Genomic DNA, 17,672 nt, shown 5'->3' with positions numbered 1-17,672 from the left:
GGGTCGCGACGATCCTCGACAAGAAGCTCAGCGACGAAGCCGCGCGGCAGTCCGGCGCGCCGGATACGTCCGATCCGGCAGGCCACGACGACAAAGCATAGGGCCGACGCCGTCATATCCATATCGGCAATGCTTCGTTTGCGGGCACGATCGCCCATGCGACGATTCTTCCAACCGAGCGGCACCGGCCGCTCTCCGAAGATGCCTCGCATGGAGTTCATTCGATGATGCGTTTCACCCGCTGGTTCACCCGCGCCGCCGCCGTCTCGCTGGTCGCCTTGTCCGCCGCGTCGGCGTTCGCGCAAGGCGGCGCCGACAAGATCGTGCGCATCGGTTATCAAAAGGCCGGCCTGCTGTCGATCGTCAAGGCGCAAGGCGCGCTCGAAGCGCGGCTCAAGCCGCTCGGCTATGGCGTCCAGTGGTTCGAATTCCCGGCCGGCCCGCAACTGCTCGAAGCACTGAACGCGAACAGCATCGACTTCGGCTACACGGGCGCGCCGCCGCCCGTGTTCGCGCAGGCGGCCGGCGTGCAGTTCGTCTATGTCGGCGCGGAACCGCCGGCGCCGCACAACGAAGCCGTGTTCGTGAAGGCCGATTCGCCGATCCGGACGGTGGCCGGCCTGCGCGGCAAGAAGGTCGCGCTGCAGAAAGGCTCGAGCGCGAACTACCTGCTGCTCGAGGCGCTGAAGAAGGCCGGCGTGCGCTATGACGAAATCCAGCCGGTCTATCTCCCGCCGGCCGACGCGCGCGCCGCGTTCGAAAGCGGCAACGTCGATGCGTGGGCGGTTTGGGACCCGTACTACGCGGCCGCGCAGAGCGCGCTGAAGGTGCGCACGCTGTCCGACTACACGGGGCTCGCGGCGACCAACAATTTCTACGAGGCGACGCGGAGTTTCGCGCAACAGCATCCCGACGTGGTCGGCGCGATCCTGAAACAGGCACGCGAAACGGGCCAGTGGGTCAACGGGCATCCGGCCGACACGGCCGCGCTGCTGGCGCCGAAGGTCGGGTTGCCGCAGGCGCTCGTCGAAACGTGGATCAAGCGCGTGCCGTTCGGCGCGGTGCCGCTCGACGAGCGCATCGTCGCCGCGCAGCAAGGTGTGGCCGATGCGTTCTACGCGGCGAAGCTGATTCCGCAGAAGCTGAGCGTGGCCGACAACGCCTGGGTCGACAAGAACGTCGCGAGTGCGCTGGCGGCGAAGTAATACGCGCGGCACCCTCCCTCAGCGGGCCGGCCGGGCGCGATGCCCCGCCGGCCGCTTTCATGTCCCGCGCGGCACGCCCTCAACGCAACGCGTTCGCCACCTTCTTCTGCCGCCACAGACACAGCAGATCGCAAGCGACATGCGCGGCCACGATCGCCGTGATGTCCGCATGATCGTACGCGGGCGCCACCTCCACCACATCCGCTCCGACCAGATTCACCGCCCCGAGCGAGCGCACGATCGCCAGCGCCTGCGCTGACGACAAGCCGCCCGCCACCGGCGTCCCCGTTCCCGGCGCGAACGCCGGATCGAGGCAATCGATATCGAAGGTCAGATACGCAGGCCGCGCGCCGACGATCTCGACGATCCGCTCGACCGCCGCCCGCGCACCATGGTCATGCACCCACGCGGCATCGAGCCGCTCGATCCCGAGAAAGTCGTCGTTCCACGTGCGGATGCCGACCTGCACCGACGTCGCGGGATCGATCAGCCCTTCCTTCACGGCCTTGTAGAACATCGTCCCGTGATTGAGGCTGTCCGGATCGTCGTCGGCCCACGTATCGCAATGCGCGTCGAAGTGAATCAGCGACAGCGGCTTGCCGTAGCGCTCCGCGTGCGCGACCAGCAACGGATACGTGATGTAGTGATCGCCGCCGAGCGTCAGCATCTTCGCGCCCGAGCGCAGGATCGTGCGCGCATGCTCGACGATCGCCGGCTTGATCGACAGCGGATTGTGCGCGTCGAACCAGCAGTCGCCGTAGTCGACGGCCGCGAGATCGTCGAACGGATCGAAGCCCCACGGATACGGATGGAGCTCCGCGAGCTGCACGCTCGCCGCGCGGATCGCGGCCGGCCCGAGCCGCGCGCCGGAACGATAGGTCGTCGCGAGATCGAGCGGCACGCCGGAGATCGCGACGTCGACGCCGTCGAGCGCGCGCGAGTAATTGCGGCGCATGAACGACAGCACGCCCGCATAGGTGTTTTCGATCGAGGAACCGTACGGCGTCGTGCGACGGATCGCGCCGTCGCCGTGGAGAAGTTCGGTCATGGTCGGACCTGTTTTCGTGGGGAGCCGGCGCCGCCCTTCGCATCAGCGCGCGGGCCGGGCACGGCATGGATTCATCGGCACGCCCCGGCTCGCGCATCCGGTCGCGCGGCCAGGCGGGACATCGACAACGGCAATACCGCGGCGATCATAGCAAGCCGAATCGCAGCCGTTGCCCCGGTTCAGCCGGGGCAACGCGCGGAAAAACCAGCGGCGGCATCGCGGCTCGTCGCCGTCGTTTCCTAGAAGGATTCGCCGGTTTTCGCGCATCCGTTCTTCCGGATAATGGCCGGCAGCCGCGCCCTCGACGGCGCGCCGTCCGCTGCCGGCCGCTCACCGCAGACGACGACAACCCGGAGACACCCGCCTTGATCGCCACGCTTCCCGCCACCTACCGCCGGCTCTGGCCGCTCGCCATCGCCGCGGCGTTGCTGTACGGACTGTCGCTCGCCGCCGCCCCCTATCCGGGTCAGGCTGCCGCGAAAGCCGCGATGGGCATCCTGCTGCTCGCGGCGGGCAGCACCTGCGGCGCGCCGCGCGAACGCGCGTGGCTATGCGCGGCGCTCGCGACCGCCGTGCTCGGCGACGTACTGCTCGCGCTGCCCGACTGGCCGCTGTCGTTCGTCCTCGGCCTCGGCGCGTTCCTGCTCACGCACCTGTGTTATTGCGCGATCTTCTTCCGGTGGCGCGCGCGGCCGCACGGCTGGCGCATCGTTGCGCTCGTCGGGCTGTGGATCGCCGCGCCGGCGTTCTACGCGGCATTCTTCCCGCACCTCGGCGAGCTGCTGGCGCCGGTCGCCGTCTACATGCTCGTGCTGTGCGTGATGGCGAGCTTCGCGCTCGCCGCCCGCACGCGCGGCCCGCTGGTCGCCGTCGGCAGCCTGATCTTCGTCGGCTCCGACACGCTGATCGGCGTCGGCCGCTTCCTTGGCGGCTTTCCGGGCATCGACTATCTGATCTGGGGCCTCTACGCGCTCGCGCAGGTCACGATCGTGGCCGGGGTTTTCCATGAGACGGCCGCCCGATCGATCCGTCCCTGATACCGTTTCAAACGGACCGTCGTGCGCCGGCGGTCCCGTTTCTTTTCCGTCTCGCCCTGCCGACGGCCTTTTCCGGCCATCCCGCATTGCGGAAACTGCTCCGTTCCAAACCCCGCTCAGCCTTTTCCCGCCTGGCTTCCGGCCCTTAGAGCGCCGCTTCTAGCCTCTTGCGATTTCCGGGTTCACCCACTATCGTTACATCAAACAATGTAACATTCAAAAATGAGCCAAATCGGAGACACCCGGATGAATGCTCGCACGTTGCCTTTCGGTCCACCCGGCCATGACGGCCTGGACGAAACCATCGACATCGCCATCATCGGCACCGGCTTCGCCGGCCTCGGGATGGCGATCCGCCTGAAACAGACAGGCGTGACCGACTTCGTCGTCCTCGAGAAGGCCGCGTCGGTCGGCGGCACGTGGCGCGACAATCATTACCCCGGGTGTGCATGCGACGTGCAATCGCACGTCTATTCGTTCTCGTTCGCGCCGAACCCGCGCTGGACGCGCATGTTCGCGCCGCAGCCGGAGATCCGCGCATATCTCGAAGACTGCGTGCAGCGCTTCGGCGTCGGCCCGCACCTGCGGCTGAATCACGAACTGCAGCGCGCCGAGTACGACGAAGCCGTGCAACGCTGGCGCCTCACGTTCGCGAACGGCAAGCGGCTGTCCGCGCGCGTGCTGGTGTCGGGGATGGGCGGCCTGTCGCGCGCCGCGCTGCCGGCGATTCCCGGCGTCGAAACCTTCCAGGGCCGTGCGTTCCATTCGCAGCAGTGGGATCACGACTACCCGCTCGAAGGCAAGCGCGTCGCGGTGATCGGCACTGGCGCGAGCGCGATCCAGTTCGTGCCGCAGATCGCGCCGCGCGTGAAGGAACTCGCACTGTTCCAGCGCACGCCGCCGTGGATCATGCCGAAGCCCGACCGCAACCTGAGCGGCTTCGAGAAATGGCTGTTCCGCACGCTGCCGTTCACGCAGAAGGTGGTGCGCAGCGGTATCTATTGGATGCTCGAATCGCGCGTGCTCGGCTTCGCGATCCATCCGTCGCTGATGAAAAACGTACAGAAGCTCGCGCTGCGCCACATCCGCAAGCAGATTCCCGACCCGGAGCTGCGCAAGGTGGTCACGCCGAACTACACGCTCGGCTGCAAGCGCGTGCTGATCTCGAACGACTACTACCCGGCGCTGTCGCGCAAGAACGTCGACGTGATCACGACCGGCATCGACCATATCGAAGCCGACGCGGTCGTGACGACCGACGGCAAGCGCCATGAAGCCGACTGCCTGATCTACGGCACCGGCTTCCAGGTGGCCGACCCGTATCCGCGCGGCGCGATCATCGGCCGCGGCGGCCTCGACATCGTCGATGCGTGGCGCGACGGCGCGCACGCGTATCTCGGCACGACGCTGCCCGGCTACCCGAACTTCTTCATGATCGTCGGCCCGAACACGGGCCTCGGCCACAACTCGATGGTGTTCATGATCGAGTCGCAGATCGAATACATCCTCGGCGCGCTGCAGGCGATGCGCCGCGAGCGCGCGGAGGCGATCGAGGTGCGCCCGCTCGTCGAGGCGCAGTTCAACAGCGACCTGCAGGGCAAGCTCAAGAAGGCGATCTGGTCGACGGGCGGCTGCAAGAGCTGGTACCTCGACCCGCGCACCGGCAAGAACACGACGCTGTGGCCGGGCTTCACCTGGCGCTTCCGCCAGGCGACCGCGCACTTCTCGATCGCCGATTACCACGCGTATCGAGCGCCGCAGCACGACACGGCCGCGCGGCCCGCCGCCGCGCCGGCCGCTTCCGCTTCCACGTCCGCCGAAGCGGCCTGAGCCAGACAAGGAGCCACGACATGAGAGATTTCACCAACAAGGTCGCCGCGATCACGGGTGCCGGCTCGGGCATGGGCCGCGCGCTCGCGATCCAGCTCGCGCAGGCCGGCTGCCACGTGTCGCTCGCCGACAAGAACGGCGTCGGCCTCGCCGAAACCGAACGGATCGTCCGCGCGATCGCGCCGAACGTGCGCGTGTCGACGCGCGTCCTCGACGTCGGCGATCGCGATGCGATGTTCGCGTGGGCCGACGACACCGCGAAAGAGCACGGCAAGGTCAACCTGATCTTCAACAATGCGGGCGTCGCGCTGTCGAGCACGATCGAAGGGATGGAATACAGCGATCTCGAGTGGATCGTGAACATCAACTTCTGGGGCGTCGTGCACGGCACGAAGGCGTTCCTGCCGCACCTGAAGGCATCGGGCGACGGCCACGTGATCAACACGTCGAGCATCTTCGGGATCTTCGCGCAGCCGGGCATGAGCGGCTACAACGCGACCAAGTTCGCGGTGCGCGGCTTCACCGAATCGCTGCGCCAGGAGCTGGACATGATGAAGTGCGGCGTGTCGGCCACCTGCGTGCATCCGGGCGGCATCCGCACGAACATCGCGCAGTCGAGCCGCGTCGCGAAGAACATGGTCGGCTTCATCGTCGAGAGCGAACAGCAAGGCAAGGACAGCTTCGAGAAGTTCTTCATCACGACCGCCGACGACGCCGCACGCACGATCCTCGCCGGCGTGCGCAAGAACAAGCGCCGCGTGCTGATCGGCCGCGACGCGAAAGGCGCGGACTGGATGGCGCGCATCCTGCCGGCCGCCTACCAGGCGCTCGTCGTGCTCGCGACCCGCCGCGAGGCCGCGAAGGCCCGCCGTGCCGCACGCGGCACGCCGACGCCCGCACCGGCGCACGCCACCTACAACAATGCAGGCAATCAGGGAGAACAATCATGATGACACCGAACATGATGCCCGTGCGGCGCGACATCCGTTTCGCGCTGCCCCCCGAACGCGCGAAGGACTGGCACGTGCAGGGCGTGCCGGTCACGCACTTCATGAATGCGCTGTCACTGCTGTTCCCGGCCGGCGAACGCTTCTTCATGGATTCGGTGCGCAACTACCGCGACCGGATCGAGGACCCCGAGCTGAAGAAGCAGGTGATCGGCTTCATCGGGCAGGAAGCGATGCACACGCGCGAGCACATCGAGTACAACGACCTGCTGCAGGCGTCGGGCCTGCCCGCGCACAAGCTCGACAAGCGCCTGTGGACGATCCTCGGCTGGTTCAAGAAGGTGCTGCCGCACTCGATGCAGCTGGCGATCACGATCGCGCTCGAGCACTACACGGCGATCCTCGCGAACCAGTTGCTGTCGGGCCACGAACACCGGATCGACGGCTCGGTCGAAGGCTACCAGCAGATGTGGATGTGGCATGCGATGGAGGAAACCGAGCACAAGGCGGTGTCCTACGACGTGTGGCGCACCGTGATGAAGCCGGGCCTCGGCAGCTACCTGCTGCGCACCGGCACGATGCTGACGACGACCGTGTTCTTCTGGGCCATCGTGTTCGACTTCCACGTGCGGCTGATGCGCGCGCACCGTCGAGAACACGGCAAGTTCGGCGGCATGTGGCGCCTCGTGAAGTATCTGTACAGCCCGAAGAACGGGGTGTTCCCGAGCATCGCGCGCGAATGGCTCGACTACTTCCGTCCGGGCTTCCACCCGTGGGATCACGACAACCATCAATATCTGCAGGAGCTCGACACGCTGCTCGAGAACATCGACGCGACCAACGCGCGCTATGCGGCGCAAGCCGCCCCGCGCCGCGTGCCGCTGCATTCGGTTGCGCAGGCATGATGCGATGGCGCGCGCACACGAGATGCTGACCGTCCAGTCCGGCGACGTGAAACTCGCCGTCTACGTAAGCGGGTCGCGCCGCGCGCCGCCGCTGATCCTCGTGCACGGCTATCCCGACTCGGCGGCCGTGTGGGCGCCGATCCGCGCGCGGCTCGCGAAGCGCTACCGCGTGATCGCGTACGACGTGCGCGGCGCCGGCGCATCCGATGCGCCGCGCCGCCGCGCCGACTACACGCTCGAGCGGCTCGCCGGCGACCTGAAGGCAGTGGCCGACGCGACCTGCGGCGGCCGGCCGTTCCACCTCGTCGGCCACGACTGGGGCTCGATCCAGTGCTGGGAGGCCGTGACCGACCCGGCGTTGCGCGGCCGCATCGCGTCGTACACGTCGATCTCGGGCCCGTGCCTCGATCACGTGTTCCGCGCGAAGCTGCGGCTCAAGCAGAGCCTGAAGTCGTGGTACATCGGGTTCTTCCATCTGCCGGTCGTGCCGTCGCTGGTATGGCGGCTCGGCGGGGCCGCGCTGTGGCCGCGCTGGCTGCAGATCACCGAACGCGTGCGGGCCGAGCGCGATCCCGTGCAACTGAAGAATGCGTTGAACGGGATGCAGATGTACCGCGCGAACTTTCTCGCGCGAGCCCGCAAGCCGCGTGAACGGTACGCGCAGGCGCCGGTGCAGATCCTCGTCCCGGTACGCGACCGCTACGTGACCCCCGAGATGTCGGTCGACCTCGACCGCTGGCTCGGTGACCACGTGCGCGAGGAAATCGATGGCACGCACTGGATCGTGCTGCGCCATCCCGACCTGATCGCGTCGCGGATCGACCGGTTCGCGTCCGCGCACGAGCGGCCCGCGGTCGCGGCAGTACCGGCGGCGGCGGCGGCCGCGCGAACGGGCGCCGCAGTTCAGCGCAGCGGCGGCAGGCGCTTGAACAGCGTTTCGTAGTCGACGACGAGCCCGTCGTCGTCGATGTCCATCTCCGCGGTGAAATTCCGGAAGATCCCTTCGTAGCGGTAGCGGCGGCCCGGTTCGATGCACGCATAAGCCTGCTTGACCGGCGTGACCGTCAGGTCCGGCGTCGAGATGTACGCGACGTCGATCGGCCGCCGCTCGCCGCGCGCGAGCCCGAGGCGGCCGATCGGCAGCGAATTCGTAAACGGCGTCGCGGCAATGTCAATGTCGATGCAGCCGTCCAGCTCGTGCAGTTCGCGGCCTGAACCGTCGCGCCAGTGCCCGGCCCCGTCGCCGTGCAGCTCGAGCGTGCCGCCGCCCATCACCTTGAGCACCGCGTACTTCACCCGCCACTGCGGATCGCACTCGACGCGATACGCAAGCCCGTACGCGCGGCCGTACCGCTGGCCGACCACGGCGCTTTCGACGACGATCGCGCCGCCACTCCGGTCGAACGTCAGATGTTCGACCCCGTCGCCTTCGAGCGACGCCCACCGCACCTCACGCATCGTTCCACCTCCTTGGTATCCCGTGTCGGGGCATCGTCACATAAATCATCGCTATCCGGAATGTCACAGTCGATTGAGTCCAGCTCGGCGGCCCGGTCGCTAGAGCGTTGAAACTGACGCGCATGGATCACCCCCTTGGCCGCAGCCCCAGCGGGCACGCGAAAACAATAGCGATGGCGCAAATTTGATATCGAATCGTCGGAATCTCGCGAAAACGCCAACAAAACATCCCCAAGTATGCGCACCGCGCCTCTCGATGCCCCGTTTCAAGGCATCCACCTCAAATCCTGACTATCCATAATTCCCTATTCCGGTGCATCGCGGAGTGTCCTATGCTCGCGGCTCATCCTGTTCCGCCGCCATCATGCCTACCGCCCGCCCCGCCTCGCAGCCGATCGACCTGCGCATCCTGTTGCGCGGCATCGGGCAGGTCGTGCTGCAGGCGAATGCGCTCACCGGCGCGCTGCTGCTCGTCGCGCTGGCGCTGACCGACCTGCGGCTCGCGTGCGCGGCGCTGGTCGGCTCGGCCGCCGCCAGCATGACGGCCGTGCTGACCGGCGCCGAACGCCGCGACCTCGAACAGGGGCTGCACGGTTTCAACGGCGCGCTGGCCGCGCTGATCGCCGTGCTGGTCGCGCCCCGTCCTCTCGCCGCCGTCGCGCTGGTGCCCTTGGTCGCGATTGGCGCGGCGCTCGCGCAACGCGCGATGCGCAAGCCGCTCGCCCGCTGGCGTCAGTGCCCGTATTCGAGCCCGTGCCTGGCCGTCACCGCGCTGTGGCTGCCGTTTGTCGCATTGCAGCATGCGGACGGCGCGAGCGCCGACGCGCTGCTGACGTTCGATTCCTCGGCCGCCGCGCTATTGTCGGGCGTCGCTCAAACCACCTTCGCGCACGGCGCGTGGGCCGGCGCGCTGGTCGTCGCCGGCCTCGCCGTCGCGTCGCGCCGCGCGGCCGTGTTCGCGCTTGGCGGCGCGCTCGTATCGACCGTGCTGCTGGTCGCGCTTGGCGCGAGTGGCGCATCGTTCGCCGACGGCCTGCTCGGTTTCAACGGTGCGCTCGCCGCGCTCGCGCTGATGCCGCGCGGCCCGCGTGCGGCGCTCGCGGCCGCCGCCCTCGCCGCGCTACTCCAGTGGCTCGCGATGCGCGCGGGCATCCCCGTGTTCACGGCCCCGTTCGCGCTCGCGTCGTGGGCGACCGTAGCCGTCACGCGCCGCCTCACCCTTGGAGAACCCGATGTCATTCGCACACCGTCCTGATGCCGTGAAGCCCGGCGGCCCGATCTCGGACGCCGAACGCAAGCTGCGGGTCGACCTCGCGGCCGCGTACCGGCTCGTCGCGCTGAACGGCTGGGACGACCTGATCTACACGCATTTGTCCGCGACCGTGCCGGGCGAACCCGGCCACTTCCTGATCAACCCGTTCGGCCTCACGTTCGACGAGGTTCGCGCGTCGAACCTCGTGAAGATCGACCTGGCCGGCAACCGGATCGGCGCCGGCGAGCACGCGGTCAACGTGACCGGCTTCGCACTGCATGCGGCCGTGCACGCCGCACGCGCCGACGCGGTCTGCGTGATGCACCTGCACAATACGGCCGGTATCGCCGTGTCGATCCAGCGCGACGGGCTGCTGCCGGCGTCGCAGCATGCGCTGCGCTTTCATGGCGACCTCGCGTACCACGACTACGAAGCACTCGCGTTCTCGCCGGCCGAGGGCGCGCGGCTGACCGCGAACCTCGGCGCGAAATCCGCGATGCTGCTGCGCAACCACGGCACGCTGACGGTCGGCCGGACCGTCGCGGAGGCGTATGTGCTGATGGATACGCTGATCAAGGCGTGCGACATCCAGGTGCGCGCGCAGGCCGGCGGCGGACCGCTCGTGCTGCCGGCGCCGGCCATCGCCGAGCGCACCGCCGCACAACTGCGCGACGGCGGCGCGATCGAAGGCGAACTGGAATGGCCGGCGCTGCTGCGCCGGCTCGACCGGATCGATCCGTCGTATCGCGACTGACGTTGCCTCCGCACCCAACCGAATCGTTCACCGTCAATCGTTCAAACCATTCCAACCGGAGCCTTATGTCATGCCGACTTTCAATATCCAGCTGTTCGAAGGCCGCACCGTCGAGCAGAAGCGCGCATTCGTCGAAGCAATCACACGCGTCACGTGCGAAACGCTCGGCTGCGCGCCGGGCTCGGTCGACATCATCCTCACCGACGTGAAGAAAGAGAACTGGGCGACCGCCGGCAAGCTGTGGAGCGACGAGGGCTGAGCACCGCGGGTCGCCCCGCTTCCGCGTCGTCCGCCCTGCGCTGAACCCCGCACCGCGGCGCCCGCGAGAGGCGCTGCCTGCGGGTTTCTCCGCCCGCCGCCCTTGTGCACCCGCACATCGCTTTGTCACGCAATCGGCGCATAATGCCGGACAGACGCAGCAGCCAATGGCCACCCGACGGAGACCGCCATGGAAGCGAAGAACGAGGAAGTCGTCGCACACCTGCTCTCCGATGTCGTCGAATTCGCGCGCGCCCGCCTGCCCGAAGCCACGTTCCGGATCGTCGAACCCTTCCTGCGTCACTACTACGATTTCGTCGACGCCGACGATCTGCAGAATCGCAGCATCGCCGACCTGTACGGCGCCGCGATGGCGCACTGGCAGACCGCCCAGAAATTCGTGCCCGGCAGCGAACGCCTGCGCGTGTACAACCCGATCCTCGAACAGCACGGCTGGCATTCCGACCACACGGTGATCGAGATCGTCAACGACGACATGCCGTTCCTGGTCGACTCGGTGACGATGGCCGTCAACCGTCTCGGGCTCGCGCTGCATTCGGCGCTGCATCCGGTGTTCCGTATCTGGCGCGGCGCCGGCGGCGGCATCGAGCGAGTCGACGCCGGCGGCGCGACCTCCGGCGACAGCCAGTCGCAACTCGCGTCGTTCATCCATTTCGAAGTCGACCGCTGCGGCGATGCCACATTGCTCGACACGTTGCGCGAGGACATCGCACGCGTGCTCGGCGACGTGCGCGCGTCGGTGGAGGACTGGCCGAAGATCGTCGACATCGCCCGCGCGACGATCAAGGAGATGAAGGCGCGCGAAGCGACCGCGGAGGACATCGAGGCGCGCGCATTCCTCGAATGGATGGCCGCCGATCACTTCACGTTCCTCGGTCAGCGCGACTACGCGCTCGTGTCGGACGGCACGGGCTTCGGCCTGCGCGGCATCGAGGGCTCGGGCTTCGGCATCCTGCGCGAATCGCTGCGCACGTCCGACGCGCCCGACGTGACGCCGCTGCCGCAGGCCGCCGCCGACATCATCACCGGCGCATGGCCGATCTTCCTGACCAAGGCGAATTCGCGCGCGACCGTGCACCGGCCCGGCTATCTCGACTACGTCGGCGTGAAACTCGTCGGCGCCGACGGCAAGGTCACCGGCGAGCGCCGCTTCATCGGGCTCTACACGTCGACCGCGTACATGGTGTCGACGGCCGAGATCCCGATCGTGCGCCGCAAGTGCGCGAACATCCTGCGACGCGCGGGCTTTTTGCCGAAAGGGCATCTCGGCAAGTCCCTCGTGACGGTGCTCGAAACCTATCCGCGCGACGAACTGTTCCAGGCCGACGAAGACCAGCTCTACGACATCGCGCTCGGCATCCTGCGCCTGCAGGAGCACCAGCGCACGCGCCTGTTCGTACGGCGCGACCGGTTCGACCGCTTCGTGTCGTGTCTCGTGTTCGTGCCGCGCGACAAGTACAACACCGACCTGCGCCGCCGCATCGCGAAGCTGCTGGTCGACGCGTACAACGGCGTGAACGTCGAATTCACGCCGCTGCTGTCGGAATCGGCGATCGCGCGGATTCATTTCGTCGTGCATGCGGAACCGGGCTCGATGCCCGACGTCGACACGCGCGAACTCGAAACGCGGCTCGTGCAGGTCACGCGCCGCTGGCAGGACGATCTCGCCGACGCGCTGCTCGACGCATTCGGCGAAGAGCAAGGCAACCGCCTGCTGCAACGCTATGCCGAGTCGTTCCCGGCCGGCTATCGCGACGACTATCCGGCGCGCACGGCCGTGCGCGACATCGAGCTGATCGAGCGCGTGAAGGACTCGGGCCAGCTCGCGATGAACCTGTACCGGCCGATCGAGGCCGGGCCGCGCGCATTCCGCTTCAAGGTCTATCGCGCGGGCGACCCGATCGCGCTGTCGCGCAGCCTGCCGATGCTCGAACATCTCGGCGTGCGCGTCGACGAGGAGCGGCCATACCGGATTCAGACGCAGGACGGCGCGCATGCGTGGATACACGATTTCGGCCTCGAGCTCGCGGACGATACCGAGTTCGACATCGAGCGCGTGAAAGGCCTGTTCGAGGATGCGTTCGACCGGATCTGGAGCGGCCGGATCGAGAACGACGACTTCAACCGCCTCGTGCTGCGTGCGCACCTGAGCGCACGCGAAGTGACGATCCTGCGCGCGTATGCGAAATACCTGCGGCAGGTCGGCTCGACCTTCAGCGACGCATATATCGAACGCGCGCTGACCGGCAATCCGGCGATCGCGCGCCAACTCGTCGAGCTGTTCCTGCTGCGCTTCGACCCGCGCATCGGCGACACGCGCGACGTGCAGGCCGAACGCCTGCTGAAGGCGATCGAAGGCGCGCTCGACCAGGTGCCGAACCTCGACGAGGACCGCATCCTGCGCCAGTTCCTCGGCGTGATCAACGCGACCGAGCGCACGAACTACTTCCTCGCCGACGCGAACGGCGAGCCGAAACCGTACCTGTCGTTCAAGTTCAACCCGGCGAAGGTGCCCGGCCTGCCCGAACCGAAGCCGATGTTCGAGATCTGGGTGTACTCGCCGCGGGTCGAGGGCGTGCACCTGCGCGGCGGGCGCGTCGCGCGCGGCGGCCTGCGCTGGTCGGATCGCCGCGAGGATTTCCGCACCGAGGTGCTCGGGCTGATGAAGGCGCAGATGGTGAAGAACGTCGTGATCGTGCCGGTCGGCTCGAAAGGCGGCTTCGTCGTGAAGAACCCGCCGCCGCAGAGCGATCGCGAAGCGTGGATGCGCGAAGGCATCGCGTGCTACCAGACGTTCCTGCGCGGGCTGCTCGACCTCACCGACAACCTCGCCGGCAACGCGATCGTGCCGCCGCCCGACGTGGTGCGCCACGACCCCGACGATCCGTATCTCGTCGTCGCCGCCGACAAGGGCACGGCCACCTTCTCCGACTATGCGAACGCGATTTCGCACGAATACGGCTTCTGGCTCGACGACGCGTTCGCGTCCGGCGGCTCGGTCGGCTACGACCACAAGAAGATGGCGATCACCGCGCGCGGTGCATGGGAATCGGTGAAGCGGCACTTCCGCGAAATGGGCATCGACACGCAGGCCACCGACTTCACCGTGGTCGGCGTCGGCGACATGTCGGGCGACGTGTTCGGCAACGGAATGCTGCTGTCGCCGCATATCCGGCTCGTCGCCGCGTTCGATCACCGGCACGTGTTCCTCGACCCGAACCCCGATCCGGCGACGAGCTTCGCGGAACGCCAGCGCATGTTCGCGCTCGAGCGCTCGAGCTGGGCCGACTACGATACGTCGGTGATCTCGGCGGGCGGCGGCGTGTATCCGCGCACCGCGAAGACGATCCCGCTGTCGCCGGCGGTGCAGGCCGCGCTCGGCATCGACGCGCACGCGCTGCCGCCGACCGAGCTGATCCGCGCGATCCTGCAGGCGCCGGTCGACCTGCTGTACAACGGCGGCATCGGCACCTACGTGAAGGCGGCGCGCGAAACCCACGCACAGGTCGGCGACCGCGCGAACGACGCGGTGCGCGTGAACGGTGCGGACCTGCGCTGCAAGGTGGTCGGCGAAGGCGGCAATCTCGGCTGCACGCAGTTCGGCCGCATCGAGTTCGCGCAGCGCGGCGGCCGCATCAATACCGATGCGATCGACAACTCGGCCGGCGTCGATTGTTCGGATCACGAAGTCAACATCAAGATCCTGCTCGGGCTCGTCGTGTCCGACGGCGAGATGACCGAGAAGCAGCGCAACGCGCTGCTCGCTGAAATGACCGACGAAGTCGGCCTGCTCGTGCTGCGCGACAACTACTACCAGACGCAGGCGCTGTCGATCGCGGGCCGCTACGCGGTCGAGCTGCTCGACGCCGAGGCGCGGCTGATGCGCTGGCTCGAACGCGCGGGCCGCCTGAACCGCGTGATCGAATTCCTGCCGACCGACGACGAAGTCGCCGAGCGGCAGGCCGCGAAGCTCGGCCTCACGTCGCCGGAGCGCGCGGTGCTGCTCGCGTACAGCAAGATGTGGCTCTACGATGCGCTGCTCGAATCCGACGTGCCCGAGGACCCGCTCGTCGCCGCGATGCTCGTCGACTACTTCCCGAAGCCGCTGCAACAGCGCTTCAGCGAGCCGATGCGCCGCCATCCGCTGCGCCGCGAGATTCTCGCGACGCACCTGACCAACGCGCTCGTGAACCGCGTCGGCTGCGCATTCGTGCACCGGCTGATGGAGGAAACCGACGCGAAGCCGGGCGACATCGTGCGCGCCTGCATCATGGCGCGCGACGTATTCGACCTCGATGCGGTGTGGCGCGATATCGACGCGCTCGACAACCGCGTCGCCGATGACGTGCAGGCGCGCATGTTCGTCGATGTCGCGCGGCTGCTGGAGCGCGCGGCGCTATGGTTCCTGCGGCATCTGCAGTCGGGCGCGGTGGCCGACGGCGGCGTCGCCGGATTGATCGCGCGTTGCCGCGACGCAGTGCAGCGGATCGCGCCGCAACTGCCGTCGCTGCTGCCGGCCGACGATCTGGAAGCGCTGTCCGAGCGGCAGCGCGTGCTAGTCGACGCCGGCGTCGACAGCGCGCTCGCGGTACGCGTCGCGAGCGGCGACATCTCGGCCGCGCTGCTCGACATCGCCGAAGTGGCGGCGACCTGCAACCGCAGCCTCGAACTCGTCGCCGGCGTCTATTTCTCGCTCGGCACGCTGCTCAATTACGGCTGGATCGGCGAACGCGCGGCGAACCTGCCGACGCCGACGCACTGGGACATGCTCGCGCGCGCCGCCGCACTTGCGGAAGTCGCTCGGCTCAAGCGCACGCTCGCGACCAGCGCGCTCGCGGAATCGCCGGATTCGACCACGCCGGACACGATCGTCGGCGCGTGGCGCGCGCGCCGCGAGGCCGCGCTCGCGCGCTACGAGCACCTGCTCGCGGATCTGCACGCATCCGGCGGCGCGAGCCTCGCGGTGCTGCTCGTGGTCGTGCGGGAAATGGCCGTGCTCGAACGGGCGTGACGAGCATGACGGTAGCGACGGCTCAGACCGTCGCGACCAGCAACTCTTCCGCGTGGTTCGGCGGCCGCAGGCCGTCCGTGCGATCGGCGAAATAACGGCGCGTCAGCTCGGCGGCCGACACGTGTTCGACCTTCGCAAAGCCGGCCTCCAGGGCAAGCGCCCGGATCTGGTCCGGCATGAAGAAGCTGATGAACGGCGTGCCGCTCGCCCGCGCGCCCTTCGCGGCCATTTCCAGCCCCGGGCGCACGTCCGGAGCCGCGTTCTCCAGCGGCCACAGGAACGTCATCGCGAACGTCGACCCCGGCGCGAGCGACGCCACTTCGCGCAGCGCGGCCGCATTCGCTTCGCGCGTCAGGTACATGCTGACGCCGGTGGACACCACGACCGCCGGCTGGCCGGCATCGAAGCCCGCGCCGACGAGCGCGTCGCGCCACGACTGCTTCGCCTCGAAATCGACCGGCACGAAACGCAGCCAGTCGGGCACGCCGTAGCCGAGTTCGACCAGGCGGCGTTGTTTCCAGCGCTGCGGCGCCGGCTGGTCGATTTCGAACACGGTCACGCACGATGCCATCTCCGGCCGGCGCTGCACGAAGCTGTCGAGCCCCGCGCCCAGGATCACGTACTGTCGCACGCCGCGCGCGGCCTGCTCGGTCACGAGATCCTCGATGAAGCGCGCCCGCGCGACGATCGACGCGCGAAACGGCCGCGTGAACTGCGGGTCCATGTCGCCGCGCTGCTGCCAGCCGGGTTCGGGCGCGAGCAATTGCAGCCCGATTTCGTCTGCGAGCACATGCGGCGGGGCGTCGAGCTCGACGTGCAACGCGCGCCACAGCGCGACGCGTGCGGCCGTGCTGTCGGGCGCATCGTCTTCGCGGTTATCCGTCATGTCGACCTCACGCGCCCTGCTTGCCCGGCGCCTGCAGGCGCCACACGCGGCCGTCCGGATCGCGCACGGTCATGTCGCGCGTGCCCCAGTGCGTGTCCTCGAACGGCGTGACGACGTCGACGATCGGCTGGGGCTGCACCGCCTGCTCGTCGGCCACCTTGAGCACGACCTGCATGTCGGGCTTTTCGCTCGGCGGCACTTCGGCGATGAACAGGAACGGACCATCGCCGCTGCGCAACTGGCCCGAATGGTGATCGGTTTCGAATTCCAGCTTGAAGCCCAGTGCCTGAAAGAATTTCGCCGACTTGCCCCAGTTGTGGGTGGTCAGATACACGGCTTCGATTCGTTCGGATGACATGCTCACTCCTCCTGGTTGGACGGTCCCGCGCCCGGCGGCGGCGCGGCCAGATACGCGCGCAACGCATCGGCCACCAGCGCGGACAGCGATTGCTCCGTCTCGATGGCGCGATGCTTGACCTGCCGGATCAGGCCGAGCGGCAGGTACACGTTGAATTGCTTCACTTCTTCGTCGGTCATGGATACTAGTATGCTAGCAATATAGCAAAAGTCAATTGAGAACGATGGCGGCATGGGTGCAGGGGCCGCCGTCGGAGGTCGTGCGTCCGCGTTACTTTGCGGCGCGCGCCGCGAGCCGCTCGAACAGCACGTCGAGATCGAATCCCGCCGTATTGATGCCGATCGTGTCGCGCAGGCACGCGGCCCAGTCGGCTGCGTTGTCGAACGTGACCGTGCGCCCGGCCCCGGCCGCGTCGCGCAGCGTCAGCACGGTGTTGAGCAGCGCCGCGCGGCCGTCCGGCAGCACGCGGCACGCGATCAGGTCGTTCACGAAGATCGATTCGGGATACGTCGACGTGAACCAGTTCGCGGCGTCGTAATCGATCCATTCGGCCGGCTTCAGCGAGAAGCGGTAGGTCGTCTGCCAGCCGTCGGGAATTTCGAACTGCATGTCGAATTCGCCGTCGACCGGCGCGTCGATCACGCGAAACGCGCCGTGCGGCGTCAGTTGCCGCTCGCCCGGCACGAAGCGCAGCGGCGCGGT

At 67.9% G+C, this 17,672-nt stretch carries 16 protein-coding genes and 1 pseudogene; 11 read left to right on the top strand and 6 right to left on the bottom strand.

Going from position 1 to position 17,672, the window contains the following annotated elements; genetic code table 11:
- Positions 1-101: pseudogene (locus tag H3O04_RS36245) on the top strand (MerR family transcriptional regulator); the annotation flags it as partial.
- Between the two features lie 123 nt (positions 102-224).
- The gene (locus tag H3O04_RS24705) at positions 225-1,205 is read left to right on the top strand and encodes a sulfonate ABC transporter substrate-binding protein (protein WP_202588629.1); all 981 of its coding nucleotides are present in this window, start codon (positions 225-227) and stop codon (positions 1,203-1,205) included.
- Positions 1,206-1,284: 79 nt separating this feature from the next.
- Here H3O04_RS24705 and speB read toward each other — a convergent pair whose 3' ends face one another.
- Positions 1,285-2,253, bottom strand: coding sequence for an agmatinase (speB, locus tag H3O04_RS24700; RefSeq protein ID WP_202588628.1), 969 nt, complete (start codon positions 2,251-2,253; stop codon positions 1,285-1,287).
- A gap of 365 nt (positions 2,254-2,618) precedes the next feature.
- Between speB and H3O04_RS24695 the strand changes: the two genes are divergently transcribed.
- From H3O04_RS24695 to H3O04_RS24675, 5 genes are all read left to right on the top strand, one after another.
- Entirely contained in the window at positions 2,619-3,290 is a 672-nt protein-coding gene (locus H3O04_RS24695) for a lysoplasmalogenase (RefSeq protein ID WP_006478756.1), read from the top strand.
- Between the two features lie 246 nt (positions 3,291-3,536).
- Positions 3,537-5,120: a flavin-containing monooxygenase gene (locus tag H3O04_RS24690; RefSeq protein WP_202588627.1), complete on the top strand. Its 1,584-nt coding sequence runs from the start codon at positions 3,537-3,539 to the stop codon at positions 5,118-5,120.
- A gap of 20 nt (positions 5,121-5,140) precedes the next feature.
- Positions 5,141-6,070, top strand: coding sequence for an SDR family NAD(P)-dependent oxidoreductase (locus H3O04_RS24685; RefSeq protein WP_202588626.1), 930 nt, complete (start codon positions 5,141-5,143; stop codon positions 6,068-6,070).
- Complete coding sequence (locus H3O04_RS24680; protein ID WP_011547452.1) at positions 6,067-6,972, top strand: metal-dependent hydrolase; 906 nt, start codon at positions 6,067-6,069, stop codon at positions 6,970-6,972. Before H3O04_RS24685 ends, H3O04_RS24680 begins: the two co-directional genes overlap by 4 nt.
- Positions 6,973-6,976: 4 nt before the next feature.
- Positions 6,977-7,915 carry an alpha/beta fold hydrolase gene (locus H3O04_RS24675; protein ID WP_124547406.1) on the top strand — a complete coding sequence of 313 codons (939 nt, stop codon included), beginning with the start codon at positions 6,977-6,979 and terminating at the stop codon, positions 7,913-7,915.
- Here H3O04_RS24675 and H3O04_RS24670 read toward each other — a convergent pair.
- Positions 7,876-8,430, bottom strand: coding sequence for a putative glycolipid-binding domain-containing protein (locus H3O04_RS24670; protein ID WP_124547405.1), 555 nt, complete (start codon positions 8,428-8,430; stop codon positions 7,876-7,878). The genes H3O04_RS24675 and H3O04_RS24670 overlap by 40 nt on opposite strands.
- A gap of 364 nt (positions 8,431-8,794) precedes the next feature.
- Between H3O04_RS24670 and H3O04_RS24665 the strand changes: the two genes are divergently transcribed.
- The 4 genes from H3O04_RS24665 to H3O04_RS24650 all read left to right on the top strand — a co-directional run bounded on the left by H3O04_RS24665 (position 8,795) and on the right by H3O04_RS24650 (position 15,726).
- Positions 8,795-9,685, top strand: a complete 891-nt coding sequence (locus H3O04_RS24665; protein WP_202588625.1) for an urea transporter — start codon at positions 8,795-8,797, stop codon at positions 9,683-9,685.
- Positions 9,663-10,436 (top strand): class II aldolase/adducin family protein, encoded by a 774-nt coding sequence (locus H3O04_RS24660; RefSeq protein ID WP_124547403.1) that lies wholly within the window; start codon positions 9,663-9,665, stop codon positions 10,434-10,436. Before H3O04_RS24665 ends, H3O04_RS24660 begins: the two co-directional genes overlap by 23 nt.
- A 70-nt stretch (positions 10,437-10,506) precedes the next feature.
- A complete protein-coding gene (locus H3O04_RS24655) occupies positions 10,507-10,695 on the top strand; it encodes a 4-oxalocrotonate tautomerase (protein ID WP_011547447.1) in 189 nt (62 codons plus the stop codon).
- Positions 10,696-10,884: 189 nt separating this feature from the next.
- The gene (locus H3O04_RS24650) at positions 10,885-15,726 is read left to right on the top strand and encodes an NAD-glutamate dehydrogenase (RefSeq protein ID WP_202588624.1); all 4,842 of its coding nucleotides are present in this window, start codon (positions 10,885-10,887) and stop codon (positions 15,724-15,726) included.
- Positions 15,727-15,748: 22 nt separating this feature from the next.
- Here the strand turns inward: H3O04_RS24650 and H3O04_RS24645 are convergent, their stop codons facing one another.
- From H3O04_RS24645 to H3O04_RS24630, 4 genes are all read right to left on the bottom strand, one after another.
- A complete protein-coding gene (locus tag H3O04_RS24645; RefSeq protein WP_124476821.1) occupies positions 15,749-16,612 on the bottom strand; it encodes a class I SAM-dependent methyltransferase in 864 nt (287 codons plus the stop codon).
- 7 nt (positions 16,613-16,619) lie between these two features.
- The gene (locus H3O04_RS24640) at positions 16,620-16,970 is read right to left on the bottom strand and encodes a VOC family protein (protein WP_124476822.1); all 351 of its coding nucleotides are present in this window, start codon (positions 16,968-16,970) and stop codon (positions 16,620-16,622) included.
- 2 nt (positions 16,971-16,972) lie between these two features.
- On the bottom strand, positions 16,973-17,149 hold the full coding sequence (locus tag H3O04_RS24635) for a ribbon-helix-helix domain-containing protein (RefSeq protein ID WP_006478745.1): 177 nt from the start codon (positions 17,147-17,149) through the stop codon (positions 16,973-16,975).
- Between the two features lie 91 nt (positions 17,150-17,240).
- Positions 17,241-17,672: arylamine N-acetyltransferase family protein (locus H3O04_RS24630; RefSeq protein ID WP_202588623.1), on the bottom strand; the 432-nt coding region annotated here is incomplete at its 5' end.

Origin of the sequence: Burkholderia sp. KCJ3K979 (assembly GCF_016759955.1) — a bacterium.
GTDB classification, from domain to species: domain Bacteria; phylum Pseudomonadota; class Gammaproteobacteria; order Burkholderiales; family Burkholderiaceae; genus Burkholderia; species Burkholderia orbicola.
The sequence above is the reverse complement of the archived record's forward strand: the minus strand, read 5'-3'. Positions and strand labels throughout refer to the sequence as shown.

Bases quoted from the DNA above. Each gene is read 5' to 3' on its own strand.
- H3O04_RS24650 (WP_202588624.1), top strand. From the start codon at position 10,885: ATGGAAGCGAAGAACGAGGAAGTCGTCGCACACCTGCTCTCCGATGTC.
- H3O04_RS24685 (WP_202588626.1), top strand. From the start codon at position 5,141: ATGAGAGATTTCACCAACAAGGTCGCCGCGATCACGGGTGCCGGCTCG.
- H3O04_RS24690 (WP_202588627.1), top strand. From the start codon at position 3,537: ATGAATGCTCGCACGTTGCCTTTCGGTCCACCCGGCCATGACGGCCTG.
- H3O04_RS24680 (WP_011547452.1), top strand. From the start codon at position 6,067: ATGATGACACCGAACATGATGCCCGTGCGGCGCGACATCCGTTTCGCG.
- H3O04_RS24670 (WP_124547405.1), bottom strand. From the start codon at position 8,430: ATGCGTGAGGTGCGGTGGGCGTCGCTCGAAGGCGACGGGGTCGAACAT.
- speB (WP_202588628.1), bottom strand. From the start codon at position 2,253: ATGACCGAACTTCTCCACGGCGACGGCGCGATCCGTCGCACGACGCCG.
- H3O04_RS24645 (WP_124476821.1), bottom strand. From the start codon at position 16,612: ATGACGGATAACCGCGAAGACGATGCGCCCGACAGCACGGCCGCACGC.
- H3O04_RS24640 (WP_124476822.1), bottom strand. From the start codon at position 16,970: ATGTCATCCGAACGAATCGAAGCCGTGTATCTGACCACCCACAACTGG.
- H3O04_RS24635 (WP_006478745.1), bottom strand. From the start codon at position 17,149: ATGACCGACGAAGAAGTGAAGCAATTCAACGTGTACCTGCCGCTCGGC.
- H3O04_RS24660 (WP_124547403.1), top strand. From the start codon at position 9,663: ATGTCATTCGCACACCGTCCTGATGCCGTGAAGCCCGGCGGCCCGATC.
- H3O04_RS24705 (WP_202588629.1), top strand. From the start codon at position 225: ATGATGCGTTTCACCCGCTGGTTCACCCGCGCCGCCGCCGTCTCGCTG.
- H3O04_RS24675 (WP_124547406.1), top strand. From the start codon at position 6,977: ATGGCGCGCGCACACGAGATGCTGACCGTCCAGTCCGGCGACGTGAAA.
- H3O04_RS24665 (WP_202588625.1), top strand. From the start codon at position 8,795: ATGCCTACCGCCCGCCCCGCCTCGCAGCCGATCGACCTGCGCATCCTG.
- H3O04_RS24655 (WP_011547447.1), top strand. From the start codon at position 10,507: ATGCCGACTTTCAATATCCAGCTGTTCGAAGGCCGCACCGTCGAGCAG.